Source organism: Apibacter adventoris, from assembly GCF_002964975.1.
GTDB lineage: Bacteria > Bacteroidota > Bacteroidia > Flavobacteriales > Weeksellaceae > Apibacter > Apibacter adventoris.
Genome location: NZ_PSZM01000046.1, coordinates 294219 through 319024, shown reverse-complemented (window position 1 = coordinate 319024; position 24806 = coordinate 294219). Strand labels below are relative to the sequence as shown.

16 protein-coding genes and 1 other RNA gene are annotated in these 24806 nt (G+C 29.6%); 14 read left to right on the top strand and 3 right to left on the bottom strand.

What is annotated here, in order from left to right; translation table 11 throughout:
* Window positions 1-806 precede the first annotated feature (806 nt).
* The 13 genes from C4S77_RS11880 to C4S77_RS11815 all read left to right on the top strand — a co-directional run bounded on the left by C4S77_RS11880 (window position 807) and on the right by C4S77_RS11815 (window position 19690).
* Window positions 807-1718, top strand: coding sequence for a hypothetical protein (locus tag C4S77_RS11880; RefSeq protein ID WP_105247718.1), 912 nt, complete (start codon window positions 807-809; stop codon window positions 1716-1718).
* Entirely contained in the window at window positions 1708-5946 is a 4239-nt protein-coding gene (locus C4S77_RS11875) for a PAAR-like protein (protein WP_105247717.1), read from the top strand. Before C4S77_RS11880 ends, C4S77_RS11875 begins: the two co-directional genes overlap by 11 nt.
* A gap of 10 nt (window positions 5947-5956) precedes the next feature.
* Window positions 5957-7255: a hypothetical protein gene (locus C4S77_RS11870; protein WP_146106117.1), complete on the top strand. Its 1299-nt coding sequence runs from the start codon at window positions 5957-5959 to the stop codon at window positions 7253-7255.
* Window positions 7252-8511 (top strand): hypothetical protein, encoded by a 1260-nt coding sequence (locus C4S77_RS11865; RefSeq protein WP_105247715.1) that lies wholly within the window; start codon window positions 7252-7254, stop codon window positions 8509-8511. Before C4S77_RS11870 ends, C4S77_RS11865 begins: the two co-directional genes overlap by 4 nt.
* Window positions 8512-8739: 228 nt before the next feature.
* Entirely contained in the window at window positions 8740-9348 is a 609-nt protein-coding gene (locus C4S77_RS11855; protein WP_221405130.1) for a peptidoglycan amidohydrolase family protein, read from the top strand.
* A 13-nt stretch (window positions 9349-9361) separates the two neighbouring features.
* Entirely contained in the window at window positions 9362-10534 is a 1173-nt protein-coding gene (locus C4S77_RS11850) for a hypothetical protein (RefSeq protein ID WP_105247713.1), read from the top strand.
* A gap of 125 nt (window positions 10535-10659) precedes the next feature.
* Window positions 10660-12030, top strand: coding sequence for a TIGR02594 family protein (locus tag C4S77_RS11845; RefSeq protein WP_146106116.1), 1371 nt, complete (start codon window positions 10660-10662; stop codon window positions 12028-12030).
* Window positions 12008-13363 carry a hypothetical protein gene (locus C4S77_RS11840; protein ID WP_105247711.1) on the top strand — a complete coding sequence of 452 codons (1356 nt, stop codon included), beginning with the start codon at window positions 12008-12010 and terminating at the stop codon, window positions 13361-13363. Before C4S77_RS11845 ends, C4S77_RS11840 begins: the two co-directional genes overlap by 23 nt.
* Window positions 13360-14607, top strand: a complete 1248-nt coding sequence (locus C4S77_RS11835) for a hypothetical protein (protein ID WP_105247710.1) — start codon at window positions 13360-13362, stop codon at window positions 14605-14607. Before C4S77_RS11840 ends, C4S77_RS11835 begins: the two co-directional genes overlap by 4 nt.
* Entirely contained in the window at window positions 14604-15749 is a 1146-nt protein-coding gene (locus tag C4S77_RS11830) for a hypothetical protein (RefSeq protein WP_105247709.1), read from the top strand. Before C4S77_RS11835 ends, C4S77_RS11830 begins: the two co-directional genes overlap by 4 nt.
* Window positions 15750-15828: 79 nt before the next feature.
* Window positions 15829-16626 carry a hypothetical protein gene (locus tag C4S77_RS11825; protein ID WP_105247708.1) on the top strand — a complete coding sequence of 266 codons (798 nt, stop codon included), beginning with the start codon at window positions 15829-15831 and terminating at the stop codon, window positions 16624-16626.
* Window positions 16627-16687: 61 nt separating this feature from the next.
* Entirely contained in the window at window positions 16688-17917 is a 1230-nt protein-coding gene (locus tag C4S77_RS11820) for a hypothetical protein (RefSeq protein WP_105247707.1), read from the top strand.
* A gap of 417 nt (window positions 17918-18334) precedes the next feature.
* Window positions 18335-19690 (top strand): serine hydrolase domain-containing protein, encoded by a 1356-nt coding sequence (locus C4S77_RS11815; RefSeq protein WP_105247706.1) that lies wholly within the window; start codon window positions 18335-18337, stop codon window positions 19688-19690.
* 679 nt (window positions 19691-20369) lie between these two features.
* On the opposite strand, the gene C4S77_RS11810 is transcribed toward C4S77_RS11815, so the two are convergent.
* From C4S77_RS11810 to ssrA, 3 genes are all read right to left on the bottom strand, one after another.
* Window positions 20370-22127: a DUF262 domain-containing protein gene (locus C4S77_RS11810; RefSeq protein ID WP_105191468.1), complete on the bottom strand. Its 1758-nt coding sequence runs from the start codon at window positions 22125-22127 to the stop codon at window positions 20370-20372.
* 27 nt (window positions 22128-22154) lie between these two features.
* A complete protein-coding gene (locus C4S77_RS11805; RefSeq protein ID WP_146106115.1) occupies window positions 22155-22430 on the bottom strand; it encodes a hypothetical protein in 276 nt (91 codons plus the stop codon).
* 440 nt (window positions 22431-22870) lie between these two features.
* Window positions 22871-23271, bottom strand: a transfer-messenger RNA (tmRNA) gene (gene ssrA, locus C4S77_RS11800).
* Window positions 23272-23610: 339 nt separating this feature from the next.
* Here ssrA and dnaN point away from each other — a divergent pair.
* Window positions 23611-24726, top strand: coding sequence for a DNA polymerase III subunit beta (dnaN, locus tag C4S77_RS11795; protein WP_105191473.1), 1116 nt, complete (start codon window positions 23611-23613; stop codon window positions 24724-24726).
* The last annotated feature ends 80 nt before the right edge of the window (window positions 24727-24806 follow it).

The following is a 24806-nucleotide window of genomic DNA, read 5'->3' as shown; positions in this document are numbered from 1 at the left end:
TATCCTTTTTTTGCAGGGATTATTTCTTGGATAATTGTAAAAATAATAGCGTACATATTTAAAATAAAAAATACTTTAAAATATAATTTATTTATGTTTTTAGTTAGTATTCTATTATGTATATTTTTCATGTATATTTTAAAAAAGATATAAATAAATGAGTAATATGAAATATTATAAAATAATTATTTTTACTATAATTGTATACATTTTAGCATGTTTTTCTACTTATTTTTCCATGCATCAATACTCAAATGATATTTCATCATCTTGCTTTAATTGTTCATATAAAAGAGATATTTTTTTATCTTCTGCTTATATAAGTCTTATTTTTATTTTATTAGTTTTATTAAAAAAAATATGGGGGAAAAATTGGAATATTTCAATATTTTTTTCATTTGTATTTGTAATACTAGTTTTTTTTAATAATTATAATATTTTTTCAGACAGAGTTTCGGCATGGAGTAGTTATACCTTATCGGATGAACTTATAAGTGTATTATCTAGCTCTTATATATACTTGATTATTAGCACTGTATTAGTATTCATTTTGTTAAAATTATATAAATTTTAAAATAATGTTTTAAATGATTTGAATATGAAAAAACGAACCATATGAAAGTATTAACTTTTTATAATCATTAAAAAAACAAAGAAATTTTACATGAGTAAAAAAATATCCCTAGCTAAAATAATGGAACTCTATATATAAAAGGAATTGTAAAAGTAAAAAACGAAGTAGAACTAAATAAAAAGATAAAAAATAGAATGATACTCTAATCCTGGAAAACGCAAAGAAATTACCTATGCAAGTAAAAGACTGGAAAAACACACACATATATAAAGTAGACCATACGCTGGAAGTAAAAGAACGCTCCCAAAACAAACAAAGCAGGATAAACTTTGATATGGGAATTAGTTGTTTTATACAAGGTACAAGCATCCAAAGGATTTTTACCAAAGAAAATTACAGGATAAACTCCCAACCCCCAAAAGATCATCACATTCGTTTATTATGTGATTTGGAGCAAGCTATGTACCCGTTAATTATAGAAGTAACTCCTTATGAAAATTATGTAAAAATACCCGCCTATAACCTTTGGAAAGAAGACTGGCGGAAAAAATCCCAAGAAGTACTAAAAAATAAATATAAAGGAGACTTTGCCGAAAGCCTGAGAATCGGGTATGAAAAAGCCATGGAAACCGAAGAAAAACTCAAACAGAAAATTCAGGAAGAAGCATTCTGGCGGTTGTATTTTTTAGGAATATCAGAAGATCAGAAAGAGAAACCCTGCCGGTGGAATGTACTAAAAGCAGGAACCCTATATTTTGTAGGAACCGTGCAGACGGAAATCAAAGAAAATGAAATCAATTCACGCTATATCGGGAGTCCTCAACCATGGGAAGATAATTTTATTGAAAACATTAATCAGTTATTAAAATTAAAAAAATATACCCACGCTTATATTACCAAGGAAAAAATGCAGGCAAACTGCGAAGTTACAGCCTGTTGGGAAAAATCTACCGGAAAGTTACTTACTAAAACCGCAGAAATCAAAGTTTATTCCTCTGATAAAAAATATAGCTATTCTGAAAAAATAGAAATGAATTACCACAGCATAAGTATGAGAAAAATATCTACCCCCCGAACTTTCTCTTTTTTCATTACAGAAAAAGAAGAAGAATCCGAAAAAAAAGCAGATCCACATGGCAGATAATACCAAAACCCAAGGAGTAATAGTAGTAGAAGGCGCTCAGGTAAAATGTTCTCTGGGGAGCCTACCCAAGTCTTCACTCAAAATAAAACACAAAGAAGATAACAAATATTTTGTTAATGAAAAGAAAATAGCCACCTGGCTAGAGGACGATAAAGACCATATGAACTTTGTCTCGTGTAAAAGAAGTAATCCCCAACCTGCCTGTACCCCCGATATTTCGTGGAGCGATTATTATGAGAATGCCGAATTTGGAAAACAGAAAATCCTTATAGATAAATCTCAGGGAAAGTGTAAATATAAAGGAATGGTAACCATTGCCCACCATGGGCAAACCTCCCAACCTTCTTCCCGAATTTACAAAAAAGACAACAAAGATTCCTATGACATCTTTATGCTTAGCCCGCAACTGGCAGCTACTAAAGGTAAAAAGCAGCCTTCTGTAAGTAAAATAGATATTCTTCCTTATACTTTTCCTATGCAATCTATACCGGCGAACCGCGAAGTTGCCTTTGAAATAGGGGGAAGTATAAAAAACATCACACTTATAGCTACCGTAGGAAAAAATGAAGATGCCAGCCTGGTGAGTTGGGCCTTCTATAAAGGAGATACTCAAAAAGATCGCAGTAAAACCTATCTGGAACACGGAAGCACACTCAATGTAAAATTAGAGGACCTGCCGGAAGGTAAGACGACCATTTACGGATATGGGCAAATTCCTTCGGGAGAATCTACCAAAATTGTTATTAACCGTAAACATAATAAGCTGGAAGGGATTAACTTAAACTTATACAAGGCTAAAATGGGAAACACTGCAGAAATACCCAAAAAAACATATGCTATATTTACCCCTAAATACACTTTCCCGATTGATTATAAAAACCAGATTATTGCGTCTTCAAGTATTGTATGGCGAATAAAAGACGCGAAGGGAAACATTTTATATACCAATGCCCCAGGTTTTTCTGCTGATCGTAAAAATAGTACTACTAGTGCAGGTATTCTTTCCGGATCTCTTGTTTCCACTTTTCAGAACAACGGATCTTACATTGTAGAACTGGAAGACAGTACTCTTATAAAACAGGGAATGGTTCCAGATAAAAAAACACTGACTGTAAAAGTTAAAAACCGTTCCGCTAAAGATATTGTAAACAAAGGAGATGAAAAGATACGGAAAACCGGATCTTTCCATTTGACGGCTTCCGGTATTACCTTTGATTACGGGGGCACTGTGGGGTTAGGAAACCGTGTTTTTTGGTTTGTGCAGAAAGATAACGGAAAAGCCATAGCTTTAGGGCTTAGAAGTGAGGTAAGGATGAGTGTTTCGGCCCTGATGGAAGAATTTAGAAAAAAACAACAGATTATAACCGACCCTTATGGAATTTATAAATTTCAGGTTTTTGGGGAAGACAAATCCCAAATTACCACTATAGGAAAAGGATCGGATACCGCCCTTATTGAAGTAGCAAAAAACCGTATGGAAAGTATTGGCGGGCCTGTAAAAATACCGGTGGGTGCCGTAGCTACATATGAAACTCACTTACTTATGTCTCTGGTAACCGGTGAAAACATTCTATGGAACAAACCTCAAGATCCTTCTGCTATATTTAACTTGTCAGCAGATGAAAAAGAAGCTACCTTAAAATTTAAAAAACCGGGCAAAGTAAAGTTTTCTGCCTATCTGGAAGGTACAGAGGTAAGCAACCGCCCTGTAGAAAAAACTATAGAAGCCGCAGGTGCCTCACTCGATAAAGCCCTGTGGTGCTATGCTAATGGAAAAAAAAGGGCCGAAACCGGATGGGAAGAGGAAAACTATATTCATATCTCTCTGGAAGGGCTCTCCTCTACCCCGGTAAAAATTAAAGTTTGGGTAGAACATCCGGAATTTGATCCGCAGGAAACTTTTACTCAAAAAGATTGTCTGTTAAAAGAAATAGAAACTACGCTGAATGATAAAGGAAGTTGTCAGGTATCATTTATTGCCGACAAAGAAATTAAAGAAAAAATACAAAAAATTAATCCTGCTCCTGACCGGCAGGCAAACCTGCTTTTTACGCTGGAATTTGCGAATGGTAAGCCGCTCGACCTTTCCAAAATATCCCTTACCCATAAACAAAGCGGCAAGGAAGTGGAAATAGTAGTTAGCGAGGGTAAGAATCTGTATCTAGTGCTGGACCCCGGAGAATACCTCAAAGTACCTGCTCCGCCCCGCATTACGGCCATTAATTTCTCTAACGAAGCGGCAGACAATATACAGGTGGGTCCAACCAAATATGGGGCAAAACATACCATTTGGGTAAATACCGTAGGTATGCCTAAAGAAAAATTGGTGGTAATTGTGTATAAACAATTGCTAAAGGACGATATGAAGGAGACCTACAACAACAAAGAAAAGGCCTTTGCTGCCACCGCGCAGGTGAAAAAATACGAAGCTCAGGAAGTAGGTACCGACGGCTTATTGGCATTGGATTTTACCCCGGAGAAAAAAGATGCCGACGGAGACCCTCAATTGTTCTATGTGACGGTATTTAAGGAAAAAAAGAATGACAAAGGTGAGACTGAACTGGTAGAAGTAGGCTCGCAACTCAAATCGTTGGACAGCCTTCCGTTTGATAAAGAGCTAAATAAAGATGCCACACAAGTTGGCATTGTAATGCCTACACTGGAAGAAGGCCAAACCCCTACGGCAGAGCAGCTGAAAGACGTGGTATCTAAATTTTTCCATTTTTATAATCCGCTCTATGTTTCCGAAACCGGAACGATAGAAGACCAGCAGGTTATTTCTCCGGTATTGGTGGAACGAGGGGATAGTAAAAAGAAAAAAGACTGTTATTGTCATAAACCTCTTACTGTAGAGTTTTTTAAAGATATGCTTTTCAAACTATGGTCTTCGGAAATAAATGGTTTTTCAAAAGAAAAGATAGACGCTACCTTATGGGACAGACAAAAAAATTTAGATGATAAAAAACTGGAAAGAACGGTTAATGAATTTAACCGCATATTTACCGGCTACAATATTAATACCTGTATGCAAAAAATTGTGTTTATTGCATTAGGATACGCCGAAACAAGATTCAGATTATTAGGAGAAGACCTGAGTGAGTACAGTTCCAGTAAATCTATTTATAAAGGGAGGGGATTCCACCAGCTAACCGGGATACAAGACAGTTCAGGCCTTTATAACGAAGCGGGACCTTATGAAAAATATGCAGACTTTGTAGGAAATAAAAATATTATTTCTCAACCGGACTTACTCTGCACTCAAATTCATTATGCCATAGACAGTGCCGGTTGGTTCTGGACTGATAAAACCAACGGAAAATCTGTGCCTAACTGGTCTTCGGCTTCAAATACTGAATATATTAAATTTCGGGCAGAGTATTTTTCCAAGGCTTTAGGGAAACAATTAAATGAGGTTTCTCATTTGGTGGAAGAAGATGAAAAATATTTCTGGCTTCAGGCTAAGATGCTCAATGGATACCCTAAGGGACAAAAATTAGAAACCAATCCTTATGGATGGACTACCCGAAAAAAAGCTTTTGATATACTAAAAAATGAGGTTTTTGAGTTTGATAAACGTTGTAAAGGAAATGAGGAATTAGAATTTACTGGAGATAGAGCACCGTGGATGAATGTTGCCATACAGGAAATAATTAATTATGGTGGAAAAAATGAGAGTAGTATAGATTCAAGAATTAGGCAATATCATAAAGAAGGGGGCGGATTAACAGCCGGATCAGGAACGGCATGGTGCTCTTCTTTTATATGTTGGGTATTAGAAAATTCAAATCCAAAATATAAATCACCTCATTCTGCTGGGTCTAGAGATTTTCTAACTCACAGTTCTGTAGAAGGTTGTGATGTTTTTTTTGGAGCTATAGCTGTATTTTCCGATTGCGATTCAACTGGAACAAATATAAAAAGTTCAGGACATGTTACTTTTGTCTTTGGTAAGTTATTAGACAAAGAGGATACATATGCCGTTTTAGGAGGTAATCAAGGTGATATGATTACTCTATCTCCTAACTATCGATTTCATGGTAAAGCTTTTCCAATGAACAAGAAGAAAACTACGTTTAAAATATTTAGGGGTTTTTTCAAACCTAAAGGATATATTATTAAAGAAGAAGATAAACTAAATAAAAATGATGAGTATGCAACTATAAAAGAAGCAAATAGAAAACTTAAGCAAAAAACACAAGATACTAGCAAAGGGGAAAGTTCAAGATAATATTATAATTATGAAAACAAAATTATTATTCATAAGCACAATGACTTTTTTTTCACTAACAAACTGTCAGGAAAAAAAAATTATAAATCAAACTAATGAAAAAATTTTAGAAAATGAAATGGAAACATCTGAAGTAAAAAAAATATTAATAAAGCAAATAAAATCAGGTCCAGGATCAGAATATTGGGGAGAGAATGAATATTATACTAAACAAGATTTAGATGCTTTAATTTCTATTGAAGACACCATTTTAAATAATAATGGATATAAAATACCTGAGCAGGGAATTTTTAATGAAAAAATTAATAATATTTTTGGAAGAATTATTGATAATAAGTCAGAAAATTCCTATTTAAAAGTTGATAAACATGATAAATGTAATAAAGTAATTGATTATCAACCTGTATACACAGGTATAGATTATATTTATGTAGATAAAAATCATAGATTTATTACAACTTTTTATTCTTTACCAAGTATATTAGATTATCAGAAAATATATCCTGATGTTTCAAAATATGAAGAAAAACCATTTAATATAACTTATGCAGATGGTACAAAACAGGAAATTTCTAGATGGAAAGATTTGAAAAATCTGCCTAAAGAAAGGCGCTTCAATCAGCAATTATTGATCTCCAGAAACAAATACCTCTTCAATGATGATAAAAGCCAGTTTGCCTGGTTGATTAATAATGACGAAGATTTTATGCAATCTTTGGTTACTACCTTTGGATATACCGAAGATAAGAAATTACTGAAATGGGCTTTTGAAAAACAAGGATTTAAATATCAAAAATATCCGCCTGATGAAATCTTAGAAAATTATGGAAATTTTTTATGGACGAAACAATGTAATGGAGAGATAAAACTACATCCTAATACTTTAAATCTTATAAAAGAATTAGTTAAACCTTCCTCCAAATATGGTAATGAAGAATATATTTTATATCTAGCGGAATATATTAATTATCTGGTTAATAATGAAAAAGAAACAGGACTAAATTTCCAGCAAAAAGCTAAAATTGCAGCCTATTTACTGGCTTTTGGAGAACAATATAAGTATAATAAAGAATATGGCTATAATCAAATGTTTCTAGGTAAATTTATTTTTTATCAGGATCCTGATAAAAAATATAAAAAAGAATTTGAGAAAAACAATTACTATAATTTACCTAATTTAAAAAAATGGTACCAACAAGCAGAGCAGGAAAAAGATATGTTTGAAAATGATCAAACGTTGGCAGATGATCCTCAACCTATGGACTACCTATACAGAGCCACTTATATGAAAGGACCTTACTCAAAATGAAAATACAATTATTTATTTTGGTTTATGTACTCACTTTGTCTTTAGTTTTTTGTCAGGAACAAGAGAATGTCAATATAGAAAAAGTATTGAATAATCAATTAGAAAATGGTGCATCGGCAGAAAATGAGGTTATAGATACTATGATAAAAGAAGTATTAAAATCTCAATTAAAAGATGGAAATAGTATTCCATTAGGAGATGAATATGAATCTCATGATTATTCTGAAAAAGATTTAGAGGCAACTATTTCCATAATTGAAAATATTTTAGTATCACAAGGATACAAAATTCCTACACAGTCAGAATTTAAAGAAAAAATTAAGCTAAAATTAAACCGAATAATAGATAATAATTCAGATAAAAAATATTTATACATAGATTTGTTTGATAAATGTAGTAGAGATATTGTTTACAGCAGAAGTACTATTTACAACGGATTTTTTATAATCAAGAATAATAATTTCATCACGAGCTTATATGCTATCCCTGAACTAATAGATTATCAGAAAGAATATCCAGATCTAAAAAAAATAGAGGAAAATCAAATTATAAAACAAGAGCCAGATTTGGAATTGGATATAGAGATTCCACGATGGAAAGACATTAAAGATTTATCCCAACAAAGACGTTTCAACCAACAATTATTAATATCTCGCAATAAATATTTATTTAATGATGATCAGAGCCAATTTTCTTGGTTAATCAATAATGATGAATATTTTATGAAAAGTTTAGTAACTACCTTTGGTTATGCTGAGGATAAAAAATTATTAAAATGGGTAGTTGAAAACACTTCTTATGATGAGAAAAATAAAGATGATTTTGGTAAAATATTTTGGACTAAAAATTGCAATAATACTATTTCTATACATACTAATTCCTTTGATATTATTAATGAGTTTTCACAAGATAGAAAAGAAAAATATTTAATTTATTTGTTAAAATATCTTCAGTATATTTTAGATTATGAAAATAATAATCCTAATGATTTAATTAATCAAATATCTTTATCACAAAAAAGTGAAATAATAGCCCATATAATCAACTTTGGAGAAAAGTTTAGATACAGTGAAAATTTAGGAAAAGAAGATCCATATAAATTTATGGGATGGACCTATCTAATGGATTATAAGCATTTGTATAAAAAAGAATTTGAAAAAAATAATTTCTATAATTTATCCCAATTTAAAGAAAGGTATAAGAAAGCCGAGGAGTATTGGAGTAAGGAAGTAGCACCTTTAAATGATGGTGAATAATAATTTAGTTATTTAATAACTATTGATACAACTTCTTATCCTAAAAGAAAAGCATCTTATATAGGGGGAAAATGGATATATAGTTCAAAAGATGGTAAAAAAACATATTCTGGAGAATATAAAACAGGAAGCAGAATTGAATTTAAGGTAGAAAAATGTGGAAATATTGAAGAAAAACTAAATTTTAATAATTTTGATTTAAAAATACAACAAGGTATAGATTGGCTATTGACTAAATGCATTGATCAGTCAGAAGTGAGAATCAAAAATTATAAAGTGAAATATGCTAATGATTCAAATCGGACCTCTGAATCAGGAGAAAATACCATGGATTGTTCAGAATTAGTATGCCGTTATTTACATAAAATTGAATGGAGTGAAAAAGTAATGGGAGGAAATACCAGAATACTTCATGATTTTGGAGAAAAACACTCTACCTATTTAACAAAGCATGATAATACAACCTATAAACCACAGAAAGGAGATATTTTTATTTGGAAAAATTCAAGTGGAATGGGACATACAGGGGTTATTATTAAATATGAAGAAATTCAAAATAAAAAAGGTGGAACTGATGAGGTAGTCACAACTATTGAAGCTATTAGTTCTACTGAAACTCCATATGATTTAAATAAAAATATTTCCATGAATGGAGTTATTAAATTAAAATGGCTTCGAAAATCAAAACACTTACTCAATCACTCACTAACAAATAAAAAAGGTCATAGTGTTACTCCTTGCCGTTTTTACACCCCTTTAATACATTATACAAAAGCAGATAAAAAAATAATATGGAAAGGTAATTCTGCTAATTTTGAAATAAAAAATAAAAATTAATAAAACATTCAGCATGAAAAAAAATATCCTACTATGTTTGGTTTTAATGATTTTATTTTCTTGTCAAGGGCAAGAAAATAAAATTGTAAAAAATACAAATAGTCGAATTAATGATACTTTGCAAAATAAGTTAAATATGATTAATATTGATCTAAAAAAAATAGAAAAACATATCAAATTACAAATGAATGTTACATGTGGGGATGTTTTTGATCCTGCACAAGAATATACACCAACAAAAGAAGATCTTGATTTAATGCTTCCTTTATTGGAAAAGTCTTTGTTTAATAGTGGATATAAAATTCCAGATTATTCCCTATTTAAACAAAAAATTCAGGAAGGATTTGGGGTTAATATAGATAAAACAAAAGAAGATATAATAATTTTATATTATAATGACAGTTATAATGTTTTAAATGATTATGTTTATGGTAATACATATAATTTCTGCATGTCTAATTTATTTATAGACAAAAAAAGAAGAATTATTACTCCCATGATTTTTCTTTCCGATTTAATAAGAATAAATGATAGTAAAACAGACAATTATGCTATTAAACAGAATTTAAAAGTACTATCCTTAAATAAATATCTTTTTTATGAAGATAAAGCGAGTCTTACTTATTTATTATCCAGAGATACAGATTTTACAAAAGAGTTATTAATTTGCTTTGGATATGATAGAGAAGAAAAAATAAACCAGTTAGTTTTAGAGGAATTATACAATATGTATTCAACGCTTGGAGAAAATTATAAATTAGGAGAAGTCGTATTTGTAAAAAACAAGAAAGGGGAAATGAAAATACATGAAGGAGTTTTAAAGACAATAGCTAATAATACTTCAGAAAATAATAATGACTGGTTATATGCAATAAATCAGTTTGGGTATCGTATCTATTCTAAAAACTATAAGGAAGAGTATGAATATAAAAATCAATTTACTTTAGAAGAGAAAAGAAAAATAGTAGCTTATATACTTAATACCTATGCGCCTTTATATCATAAATATATAGTAAAACATGAAGGGAAAGCTAATTGGGATCCAGGTAGTATTTTAGAAAACTTATGCGCAGAAGATAACAAACTGAAAGATTATATCATTAGCCAAAAATATTATGGATTACCCAATTTAAAAGCTGAATTAGCTATGACTCCATGCCCATGGGAACCTGTAGACCCAGACTAGTAGAAATTAATAAGAATTATTAAAACCAGCAGGTTATTTCTCCGGTATTGGTGGAACGAGGGGATAGTAAAAAGAAAAAAGACTGTTATTGTCATAAACCTCTTACTGTAGAGTTTTTTAAAGATATGCTTTTCAAACTATGGTCTTCGGAAATAAGCGGTTTTTCAAAAGAAAAGATAGACGTTACCTTATGGGACAGACAAAAAAATTTAGATGATAAAAAACTCGAAAGAACGGTTAATGAATTTAACCGCATATTTACCGGTTATGATATTAATACCTGTATGCAAAAAATTGTTTTTATTGCATTAGGATACGCCGAAACAAGATTTAGATTATTAGGAGAAGACCTGAGTGAGTACAGTTCCAGTAAATCCATTTATAAAGGGAGGGGATTCCACCAGCTAACCGGAATACAAGACAGTTCAGGCCTTTATAACGAAGCAGGACCTTATGAAAATTATGCAAACTTTGTAGGAAATAAAAATATTATTTCTCAACCGGACTTACTCTGCACTCAAATTCATTATGCCATAGACAGTGCCGGTTGGTTTTGGACAGATAAAGATAATGGAAAATCTGTGCCTAACTGGTCTTCGGCTTCAAATACTGAATATATTAAATTTCGGGCAGAGTATTTCTCCAAGGCTTTAGGGAAACAATTAAATGAGGTTTCTCATTTGGTGGAAGAAGATGAAAAATATTTCTGGCTTCAGGCTAAGATGCTCAATGGATACCCTAAGGGACAAAAATTAGAAACCAATCCTAATGGATGGGCTACCCGAAAAAAAGCTTTTGATATACTAAAAAATGAGGTTTTTGAGTTTGATAAACGTTGTAAAGGAAATGAGGAATTAGAATTTACTGGAGATAGAGCACCGTGGATGAATGTTGCCATACAGGAAGGAATAAAATATAAAAATTGTAATGAAAAACAGGAACCATTGAAAGCAAAAGTATCAAACTATCATAAAGTAATAGCTGGACAAAATTGGAGTAGCAAGATAGCTTGGTGCGCTTCTTTTGCTAATTGGTGTATAAAAGAAACAAAACAATATTCTTTCGTAAATTCAGCTGGTTCTTTATCCATATCAACATCAAGCCAATTCAAAAAAATTGATAAGCCAATCTTTGGAGCGCTTGTAGTATTTAAAAATTATAAACAATCAAACGGAAAGGGATGTGGACATGGACATGTTACATTTCTTTTCGGTAAGACAAAAGATGGTAAATTAATTTGTTTAGGTGGAAATCAAGGTGATAGAATAAAATTATCTTCATATAATCATAATGGAATAACTGGATCTTTTAACTGTATGAATGAATGTGGACAAGTAAATCAAAAATTTTTAGGTTTTTATATTCCAAAAGATTATGAAATAAAAGAAAGTGATTATTTAACAGATGATGATATTTATGATCAATCTATAGATGCATTAAATAATAAAATATTAAACGCTAAAACTAAAACGAATGAAAATGAAAGTAATCGTTAATTTTTTTATAATTATAACATTTATTTATTCTTGTCAGGGACAAAATAGAAAAGAAAATGAAAATAGATCTATTAAAACACAAATGAAAAACACTGATATGAAATTAGTTGAGGAAGTTTTAAAAGCACAATTATGTCGTGGCACTGGTGATAGAGGGATGGAATGCGACGAACCTATTATAAATTCAGATGAAGAATTTTTTAAAGCATCATACATTATAATTGATTCTATTTTATTAAAAAATGGATATATTAAAATTGAAAATGATAAATTTTATAATAGGATTAAATTAATTTTTGGAGATTATTTATTTAAAAAATTTGAAACTAAAAATATTATTCACTTTGACTTAAATTTAGTTGAAAATGCTAAATGTTCTACTTTTCCTCCTTCATTTACTGAATCTGATAGTTATTATTTATACACAGAAGGTTCAGAAAAAACGGGATATCATATAGTGAAAGATAAACAAATTATTTCAAATTTTTATTATTTACCAGAATTAATAGACTATCAAAAAGAATACCCTAAAATAGCACAATTAGAAGATAAAAAATATAAGAATTATAATTTTAATCAACTAGCAAGTTTACAAATTGCCTTTTGGAAAGACGACAAAGACTTACCAAAAGAAAGGCGCTTCAATCAGCAATTATTGATCTCCCGCAACAAATACCTTTTCAATGATGATAAAAGCCAGTTTGCCTGGTTGATTAATAATGACGAAGATTTTATGCAATCTTTGGTTACTACCTTTGGATATACCGAAGATAAGAAATTACTGAAATGGGCTTTTGAAAAACAAGGATTTTCCAACTATCAAAAATATCCGCCTGATAATATAATGGAAAATTATGGGAAATTTTTATGGACAAAGCAATGTAATGGTGAAATAAATCTACACCCCAATACTTTATATTTAATTAAAGAGTTATCTGAACCATCTATAAATAAAGATAAATATCTTTTAAATTTGGCAGAGTATATTAATTATTTAGTTAATAATGAAAAAGAAACGGAGCTAAATCTCCAGCAAAAAGCTAAAATTGCAGCCTATTTACTGGCTTTTGGAGAGCAATATAAGTATAATAAGGAATATGGCTATAATCAAATGTTTTTAGGTAAATTCATTTTTTATCAGGATCCTGATAAAAAATATAAAAAGGAATTTGAGAAAAACAATTACTATAATTTACCTAATTTAAAAAAATGGTACCAACAAGCAGAGCAGGAAAAAGATATGTTTGAAAATGACCAAACGTTGGCTGATGATCCTCAACCCAAAGATTATGTTTACAGAGCCACTTATTATAAAGGACCTTACTCAAAATGAAAATACAATTATTTATTTTGGTTTATGTACTCACTTTGTCTTTAGTTTTTTGTCAAATAAAAGATGAAAAGCAAATTTTTAATCATTCAGAAATTAAAGCTAATGAAAGTCGTAACCATATGGATATAGATATAAATGAAATTAAACAACAGATTAAATTACAAGAAAGAATTGAATCTGATGAAAAAGAATTTAATAACCCATATGAAATGACCCAGAAGGATTTTTTAATAGAAAATCAATTAATTTATAATGGGTTAAAACAAAATGGTTATAGAGATATATCTGATGAAAAATTTTATGAAAAATTAAAATTGATATTTAATATTGATTTTAATAATAAATGTAATAGAATAAATAAAGGTAATGAATTCATAGTATATTATGGGAATATGATGGATGGAAATATAGAAACATTAAAATACAACCAATTTGATTTGTATAGTGTTACAAATAATATGTTTTTTTCCTTAGATAGGCATATTTATTTATACATCATAACTTTAAAAAATATAATTCAAATTAATCCAGATAATACATTTAAAATAAAAGTTCCTCAGGAAATAATTACTCGCAACAAATACCTCTTCAATGATGACAAAAGCCAGTTTGCATGGTTGATTAATAATGATGAAGATTTTATGCAATCTTTGGTTACTACCTTTGGATATACCGAAGATAAGAAATTACTGAAATGGGCTTTTGAAAAACAAGGATTTAAATATCAAAAATATCCGCCTGATGAAATCTTAAAAAATTATGGAAATTTTTTATGGACGAAACAATGTAATGGAGAGATAAATCTACATCCTAATACTTTAAATCTTATAAAAGAATTAGTTAAACCTTCCTCCAAATATGGTAATGAAGAATATATTTTATATCTAGCGGAATATATTAATTATCTGGTTAATAATGAAAAAGAAACGGAACTAAATCTCCAGCAAAAAGCTAAAATTGCAGCCTATTTACTGGCATTTGGAGAGCAATACAAGTATAATAAAGAATATGGCTATAATCAAATGTTTCTAGGTAAATTTATTTTTTATCAGGATCCTGATAAAAAATATAAAAAAGAATTTGAGAAAAACAATTACTATAATTTACCTAATTTAAAAAAATGGTACCAACAAGCAGAGCAGGAAAAAGATATGTTTGAAAATGATCAAACGTTGGCTGATGATCCTCAACCTATGGACTACCTATACAGAGCCACTTATATGAAAGGACCTTACTCAAAATGAAAATACAATTTTTTATTTTGGTTTATGCTCTTTCTTTGTCCTTATTTTTTTGTCAGGAACAAGAGAATGTCAATATAGAAAAAGTATTGAATAATCAATTAGAAAATGGTGCATCGGCAGAAAATGAGGTTACAGATATTCCTACTGGCTATATATTTACCGAAGAAGATGTTAATGTGGAATCTACTGTAATTAGAAAAATATTAGACAATAATGGCTATAAAGCTAATCAGGATGATTTTAATGATAAAATAACAAAGATTTTTGGTACAAAACAAATAAATCCTTTTTATATCAATACACTTGAAGGTAAATGTAATATCAATACTAAACTAAATCATGATATTTTTGATTTTCCATCTGCACAAATATATGTTATACCTAATAAACAGATTATTTTCCCTATATTATTACTCCCCCAGTTAATTGATTATCAAAAAGATTACCCTAAAACAGCATTAGTAGAAGATAAAATAAATAAATCTTTTGTTAAAGATGACTATAAAGTTAATCTTAAGTTATGGAGAGATGTAAAAGATTTATCTAAACAAAGACGTTTCAACCAACAATTACTTATTGCTCGCAATAAATATTTATTTAATGATGACCCAAGTCAGTTTGTTTGGTTAACTAACAATGATAAAGATTTTATGGAATCCTTGGTAACTACCTTTGGCTACACAGAAAATAAGAAATTATTAAACTGGGTAATGGAAAATAATTATAATAAAGCTGAAGAATTTATAAAAAATTATGTGTTTGTAAAGAATTGTCAAGGAGATCTAGAAATACGTAAGGATATATTAAAATATATAGCAGATAATACTAATGAAAATGAAAATACTTACTATAAAGCGCTTGAAAGTTTTGGATACCATACTTCTGACAATAAATTTTTTAACAAAAATGAAAAAACAAAAATTATTGCATATATAGCAAATATCTTAAGCCCTTTGTTTTATAAGTACACAAAGTTAGAAGGAAAGGCATTATGGAATCCAGGTACTATGCTATATAATTTAAGTATAAGTGATAAAAATCTTATACCTGAAATTGAAAAGAACAATTATTATAAACTTCCTAATTTGAAACAAGCAATAGATAATTTAGATGAAGAAGCACCTCCCTTACCAGCAAATTAATATTAAAAAAATAAAATTTAGATGATGAACGGTTAATGAATTTAACCGCATATTTACCGGTTATGATATTAATACCTGTATGCAAAAAATTGTGTTTATTGCATTAGGATACGCCGAAACAAGATTCAGATTATTAGGAGAAGACCTGAGTGAGTACAGTTCCAGTAAATCTATTTATAAAGGGAGAGGATTTCACCAGCTAACCGGAATACAAGACAGTTCAGGCCTTTATAACGAAGCGGGACCTTATGAAAAATATGCAGACTTTGTAGGAAATAAAAATATTATTTCTCAACCGGACTTACTCTGCACTCAAATTCATTATGCCATAGACAGTGCCGGTTGGTTCTGGACTGATAAAACCAACGGAAAATCTGTGCCTAACTGGTCTTCGGCTTCAAATACTGAATATATTAAATTTCGGGCAGAGTATTTTTCCAAGGCTTTAGGGAAACAATTAAATGAGGTATCTCATTTGGTGGAAGAAGATGAAAAATATTTCTGGCTTCAGGCTAAGATGCTCAATGGATACCCTAAGGGACAAAAATTAGAAACCAATCCTTATGGATGGGCTACCCGAAAAAAAGCTTTTGATATACTAAAAAATGAGGTTTTTGAGTTTGATAAACGTTGTAAAGGAAATGAGGAATTAGAATTTACTGGAGATAGAGCACCGTGGATAGTAGTAGATTGGAAAGAATATGAAAAATATAAAAGCCTTATAGAAAAGCAAAGCCCATTAAAAGAAAAATTTATATTAGTTTATGTACTCACTTTGTCTTTAGTTTTTTGTCGAGGACAGGAAAAAAAAGAAACAATAGAATACCCAAACAATAAATCAAAGGAAATAGATAGTACAATAAACTTGAAAAAATAAATAAGTTTCTTATTTCACATAATAAAGTAAACACAAAACTTGTTAAAGATAAAAAATAGATATGCTAAACAATAAATTGTATATATGCTTATTTATACTTGTTTTTAATATTATAAATTGTCAAGAAAAACAGAAAAGTAATATAGTATCGAATAAGAAACCTCATGATAAAACAATAAAGATTATATTAGAAAAACAACTAAAGCAAGGAGCTAATCATTATATAGAAGAGCCTGGCGTTGAGATTCCTAAGAAAGCATTTAAATTGGAAGAACTAAATGTTTCTATGTTTTTAGCAGATAGTTTATTAAAATCAAATGGATATAAAACGCCTTTACAATCTGATTTTAATAAAAATATTAAATTAAAATTAAAAAGAATAATTGACAACAATTCAGATAAAAGATATTTATATGTTAATTTTTTTGATAAATGCGACAGAGATTTTAATTATTTCCCTTATAATGGTGTAGAATATAAAGGGATTTATATAGATAAAAATAGAAAAATAATCTCTAAATTTTATTATATACCGGAACTCATAGATTATCAAAAGAATTACCCTAAAATTTCTAAAATAGAAAATCAAATTTCTTCACATTATACTATAGATGAAGAAAGTTATACTATTGAATTATGGAAAGATTTAGCTTCAAGAAATGATGATTATAATTTATCAAAACAAAGAAGTTTTAATCAGCAGTTAATACTGTCCCTCAATAAATATTTATTTAATGACGATCCAAGTCAGCTTGCCTGGTTGATCAATAATGATGAATACTTTATGGAATCTTTGGTAACCACCTTTGGCTATACGGAAGATAAAAAATTATTAAACTGGGTAATGGAAAAGAATTATAACCAAGCTGATGATTTTATAAAAAATTATGTGTTTGTAAGAAATTGTCAAAATAAACTAGAAATAAGAGAAAATATTCTAAAATATATTGAAGTAAATACAAATGATAAAGAATATCAATATGCCAAGCAATTATTAAATTTAAGCAATAGAAATGATTGGAAAAACTTTAGTGATGAAGAATACTATATGATATTAGCTTATATGGCAAATACGTTTGATCCATTATCAGAAAAATATTCAGAAGTAGGAATGGAAACACATGCAAAATGGACTATATTAGGCAAAGAATATCATGAAAGAAAACCAGAACAATGGAATCAACTTATAAAAGAATTTAGAAAAAATAATTATTATGGTTTACCTAATCTTAAACATGCATTAAAACAAGCGGAATCGTATGGAGATATATCTTTAGAAGTTTCTCAATAAAATCAGATTTTTCCATTTTTATAATCCGTTTTATGTTTCCGAAACCGAAACTATTGAAGAACTGCAGGTTACCTCTCCGGTATTGACAGAACGGAGGAATAGTAAAATGACAAATACCCAAGATGTAATGAAAATATTACATTCGATATTTTAAAACAAGTTTATTATGGAGTAAAAGATAATAAATTGTTAGAAGAATTGGCAAAGGCTTTAAATAAATACAAAGATGCATTTCAGTTAAATACTTATGCCGGAAAAAGCATATTTCTTTACTCTATCCAAAAATGATGAAACCAATACTAAATAAAACCTTGGACATATTTGAGATTTTACAATATTTCAATTTATAAAAAAAAGTACATCTTAATTTTTTTTCAATATCTAAATATTCTAAATTTAAGGTCAGAAATATACACAATGAAAAAGTCAATTGCCTATTTACCAACAACCAATCAAAGAGTTTTTTTTAATAGAGAAAGATCATATGTTAAATGGATTTTATTCATTTTTTTGTTTCATAGCATGCTCTCTGCTCAAACTATTGATAAACAAAAAATTGACAAATACATACAGTACTTTGAAGAACACAATGGAGGGATGGGTACTCTTTCTTTGTTCAAAGGGGGTGTTGAGGTCTATAACCGAAGTTTTGTCCAACAATTCATGGCAGGATGTTTTAACCCAACAACCCGATATAATATAGGTTCGGTAACTAAAATGTTTACTGCGACTTTGACGATTAAATTAATAGATGATAATAAATTTAGACTTGAAGACAAACTCTCCGATTTCTTTCCATCAGTACCTAATGCCAATAAAATTAGTATAAAAAATTTGCTTGAACATACAAGTGGTCTAGGAGATTATACAGTTAAGAACAACAAATTATGGCTTAATGATAGTGTAAATGATAGTTTGATATTTGAAGAAATCAAAGAACAAGGGGTCCTCTTCCAACCAGGCGAGAAAGTGCATTACTCAAATACGGCATACTATCTTTTAGCTAAAATTATTGAGCAAAAATATGGTGATACGTATTCAAATATTATACAAAGAGAAATCGCTGGCCCTCTCAATCTAAAAACTTTAGAATCGTCGCAAAATGATGTATCAAATGTTTATCTGCCATATGCTTTTGCCAACTGCAAATGGGCAGAAGCAAAAGATATGTGCTTTGATCGTGTAGTGGGAGTAGGAGATCTTATTTCAACACCTACGGATCTTAATCTTTTTATCATCGGTTTATTCAATAACAAAATACTTAAACATCCATCTATTGAGTTAATGAAGCCGCATGATAAAGAAATATTTGGTAGAGGAATGATAATATGGCCCTATAAAAATTTGATTTTTTTTGGACATGGAGGAGATACATCGTGTACACATTCTTTTGTCTTTTATAATGAAGACAGTGATATTGCAATTGCTTTCAGTCTTATTACAAATCGATACAGACACAAATCTTTTGCAAAAGATATAATGGATATAATATATGGCGAAAATATTGTATTCCCTAAATTTACCTGTGTAGTTCACAAGCCGGAAGCTTTAGATAAATACGAAGGAACTTATGTAAATGAAAATTTTCCTATAAAACTGGTTATTGAAAAAGATCACGATCGGCTTATAATATCAGGGGGTGCTGTTTTGGATAGCTATGAAGAAAACAAGTTTCGTAATGAAGGTATAGGGGTGAATATTGAATTTGAGCCAAGTAAAAATATTTTATATCTAATGCAGGGCGACCGCAAATTAGAATTTAGTAAAGAATAGGGAAACTGATATTTTTTATATTCAACTTCTTGCTTTCATTCAGGGCGCCCAGAGCTACTATACCAAATGAATAACAAGGTTTTGTAAGTTGATATTGTATCTTTGAATGGAAAATCAAATCATACGATTCTATCAGATATTAGATAAAAGCATTCTCACCACTTTTAGTATCAAAGAATAGAAAAGCTGTATCATATATATTTGTTTGGTTAAAAAAGAGAGGAACATAAGGTTTTTTGAAATAAATAACGAGTATGATGTTCAAGACATGTTATATGTTATCTGTTTTTCTAAATTTAAGAGATGAAGTTCCAATTGCTAAACAAGGAGCTAAAGGAACTAGAATTGACTTGATATAGAATCATATCATCAATGTATATGATAAAAAAAACTATTCTGTTTTGTTTACGATCCACTTAGAAAAACAAAAGATATATCCAATTTCAATGACTTAAACTGTACACGAGATAAAAATAGACATAAATTTGATGTAGAAATTATTGTTGTAAATTAATTTTTATAATAGAAAACACCCAACTTTACATTTTAGGGTGTAAAATCGGGTGTTATTTTCATAAACCACTGATAACTAGCGATTTTTATGGAACTGGAGGAACTAAAAATACATCTATTTATCAATTAGTTATATGTGAGTGTAGCGTAAGGTGTAGTGCATTTATTACATATTCCAAATTGTTTTAGCATATTCAAATAAACTTTGAACTCGATTCAAGATTTCATTCTCATTCCAGATATCGGTATGAATATAATCTGTTGTAATCCTCAATGATGAATTTTTCCTCAATGCCTCTTTTTTATTTTTCCAAGGTGAATCTCTCATAGAACTATTTAATTTGCCCGTTACCAAAGTGAGATTACCTAAAGTTAATAAAATAGAATCTCTTTGAAATTCATCTTCGCCTTCTTCTAGTGGCCAATTATTCCTCCATTTTTTAGGCATCATATGTTCCAAACTTAAATTGCTAAGACTCAATTTTTTTGAATCTTGAAACTCATTACATATTTGATAAAGAGCTATACAATACAATATTTCACTTGTGTATTTATTCACTAAATGAGAAGAATAAAAACCCGTTTTAAAATCTTCGTCATTAGGGACTCTGTTACTATCATCTTCATAAGACATTAATTTTTGTTTGACAATGTCTGCTGTAATAACAGGTTCTTTTTTCATGTCTTTTAATATAGATATAAACAAATTATTGTAATTTTTAGTAGTTAATTTACAGATAGCTCTTCTAATCAAATAAGATTCAAATATTCTTAGGATTTTATTTCTTTCTAACTCATTATCAACTCTTTTATAAATATATAATACTAAAGGCAAAATAGTTGTATTTTCCAAACCTTGAATAACATGAAAAAAACGTTTATCATGTTCATTAAACATTATTTCTCCAAGATTTTTTCCATCTGGTATCTTGGAATATAGTTGTCCATATTCACTCAAATCTTTAGCAAATTCCAGCCTCTCTTCTGCTGTTTTATCTTTGAGAAAATCTTTAAATTCCTTAAACAAGGATTCCATCTTAACAGTACCTTCCTTTATTATGACTAGATAACTATAAAGAAATAGCTCTATTGTCGTCCGCATTATACGTCCAGAAGTTTTATTTTCATTCCAAAAATTTATAGCATCTTCATCAGCTTCAAAAACGTCCTCCCAATATTCTTTATATTTTGAAGCAACATTTTTATATGCATATAAATGATTTTTCAATAGTTCAGCAGTAGTAAGCCTTACACCTAAAGAATTTATTGTGTCAAAAATTTGTTGGACATCATCATCCTTAGATAGAGCCATATGTATAACAGGTAATCTCTCTAAAAGAATTCCTGCAAAAGATCTAATATCTTCTTGAACTAATTCTTTTATTATTTGTTTCCGAAAAAAACAATATGCTTGTTTTATACCATTTTCTTTACTTTGTTTAATTTCTTCTATTTCATTAAATTTATTATATAATAAATTATTACACTCTTTATCAAGAATCACTTGTTCAAAATATTTTTTATCAACCTTACTATGCAATATTCTAATATTTTCATTGCCATATGAATCTCTTGAAATTAGCAAATCAAAAATCCATTTCTTTAAAGAATCTTCATTTGACACATCATGTAAAGCCCTAAGTAAAATACAAATAGTTGTTAATCTTTGTTGTCCATCAATCAAATCATATTCTAATGCACCTAACCTCTCTGTTTTCGTAGACTGTTTTATTATTATTGTTCCAATGAAATGCTCACTTTCTGTTTTCCCTTCACTAATTTTATTTTTTACATTTATTATATTTTCCCATAGTTCTAACCAATTTTTAGAATCCCAAACATAGGAACGTTGAAAGAAAGGTATTATAAACTGGTTCGCTCCCATAAAATAGGATTGTAGTTTTTCTTTATTAGCACTTAACATATTATTTTATTTTTAATTTGGTTATTATCAAAACGAGGTTATTATTTTTTTGTTCTGCACTTTACCTATTTGTACAGAGGTAACAAACTCTCCTTCTTTATACAGGACAAAAGTCAGATAGTCGGTGATAATAAGATTATCTAGAGCATTTCTGTATCGGTCGAACTGTTCTCTGTATTGTTTAGCTTTCAGGTCGGTATCTATATCCTTAGCTTCAATATAACCCACGGGAATATCTCTATGGGTTATAACATAGTCGGGAGCTCCACAACCAATACGGCGGGGTTCATTTGTCACTTTCACTTGTGGAACTAATGACTCTAAGAGTCGTTGCAGGTCACCTCTAAATGTGAGCTCTGTTGATATATCCCTTTTAAAATGACTATTTAGGCTTTTTAGATAATCTTGGATATTCATAGTAGTATTTTATGAACATAATAATATAAATCAAATATAATAATTATTATTTTTACATACCATAAAATATTTTCTTAATTTTACTCATACCCTATCATAGCGAAGCGTCGTATATGGTAAATATAACTACTCTTTCCTGAAAATCAAATGTAACATTCTCTTATTTCGATCCACAATTACAAGCTCACAAGAAATGTCCGGTTGGGTTTATTCTGTTTTTTAACAATATCACACAATATAAAGCAAACTAAAAAAAGACCTACAAATCAAATATATTATTGATTTATAGGTCTTTTAAATTTTAAATGGATTCTCTAAAATCCATTTTGTGGAGCTGGAGGGATTCGAACCCTCGTCCAAACAAGCAATACATAAGCTTTCTACATGCTTATCAGATCCTTAATTTTCGACTGTAAACTGAAGACCTGCATCCTATTTACAGCTTATCATCTTAAATTTTGAATAAAGTCCGATGCTTACTTTATTCTATCTCTACATTCCTGTACCTCTATACCAAACGCCGCAGAGAAAGGCTTTTGAGAGACATTTAGCTTTTCTACCTTGTAGAAAAAATGCTTCAACCTACTATGATTCAGTTATATTAAGCAGCTAAAGCGTATTCTTCGTTGCCAGTTATAATTTTGTAATACAAGTTTTACGAGATTGTATTACATGGCTCGACATGCTTACTTATCCATTGATCTTGCTGTCAAAACCAGTCAGCCCCATAGATAAAATGTTTACAAATATACTCTTTTTATAATATTTATTAAAATTTCGAATTCTAAAACCTAAAATACTAAAAGAAAATAAGGATTAAAAAAAATCCTTAGCCTTTTTTTTATCAAAAATTCCATTTAGCTTTCAATTCTCACATAATTTATTCTTATAAAATTAAATATATATCTAATAAAAAGTAAAATTATTCACTCGTAAAAAAATAAGTTCGTAAACAAACTAAATAAAAACTAGCGAATGGTAAATAAAATTAAAAATAAAGTATAAAAAAACTTTGAGTTAGAACGAAAAAAACTAATTTTGTAAATATTAAGAAAAAACTCATTATATGAAATTTATAGTTTCTAGCGGAGAATTATTAAAGGCTTTACAATTAATTAGTGGAGTTACAGGAGGTAATTCATCCTTGCCAGTTTTAGAAAACTTTTTATTTGACCTAAATTCAGAAAAATTGGTCATATATGGCTCTGATGGAGAAACAACTATGAAAACAAGTATTGAAGTACAAAGTAGCGATTCCGGGAAAATAGCTGTACCTTCAAAATTATTAACCGATATAATTAAAACTTTTTCCGAACAACCTTTATCCTTTTCACAAGAAGGAAATCAGCTGGAAATAGTAGACGAAAAAGACAACTATTTTATAGCCCTGGATGAAGTGGACCAATACCCTACTCTACCGGAATTAGATACAAATAAATCAATTACTATAAAAGCCTCTGTCTTAGCAGAAGCTATAGCCAATACTATTTTCTCTACTGGAAATGATGCTATGCGTCCGGTAATGACCGGAGTATTATTTCAATTTACAGAAAATGAATGTCGTTTTGTAGCCACAGACGCTCACAGGCTTGTTAAATATACAAGGAATGATATTTCTTCGCCTGAAGAAATAGAATTTATTATGCCTAAAAAACCGTTAACTTTATTGAAAAATGCTCTTATGGCATATGATGACGAAGTTACTGTAGACTTCAATGAAACCAATGCGCGGTTTACCCATAATGAAACCCAATGGGTATGTCGTTTGATAGACGGAAAATATCCAAATTATGATGCTGTAATTCCTAAAGAAAATCCAAATATCCTTACCATAAATCGTCAACTATTTTTAAGTTCTCTCAAAAGAGCTGCTTTATTCTCTAACAAATCTACATCGCAAGTGCGTCTTTCGCTAAATGGAAACTCTTTAAAACTAAGTGCAGAAGATGTAGATTTTGCAAACAAGGCTGAAATGAGTTTACCTTGTGACTATAATGGGGAAGAATTAAAAATTGGCTTTAACTCCAAATTTCTTAATGAAATGCTTACAAATCTTTCTTCAGAAGATATTTCATTGGAAATGTCTACTCCAAACCGAGCAGGAATAATAAAGCCTGTAGATGGGGTTGATGAAAATGAAGACGTTTTAATGCTTGTAATGCCCGTAATGTTAAATGCTTAGCAACAAAAACTTTAAAATATTAAATTCATATAATCATATAAAATTTATTTTATAAATATATAAGCGCAAGTTTACATATA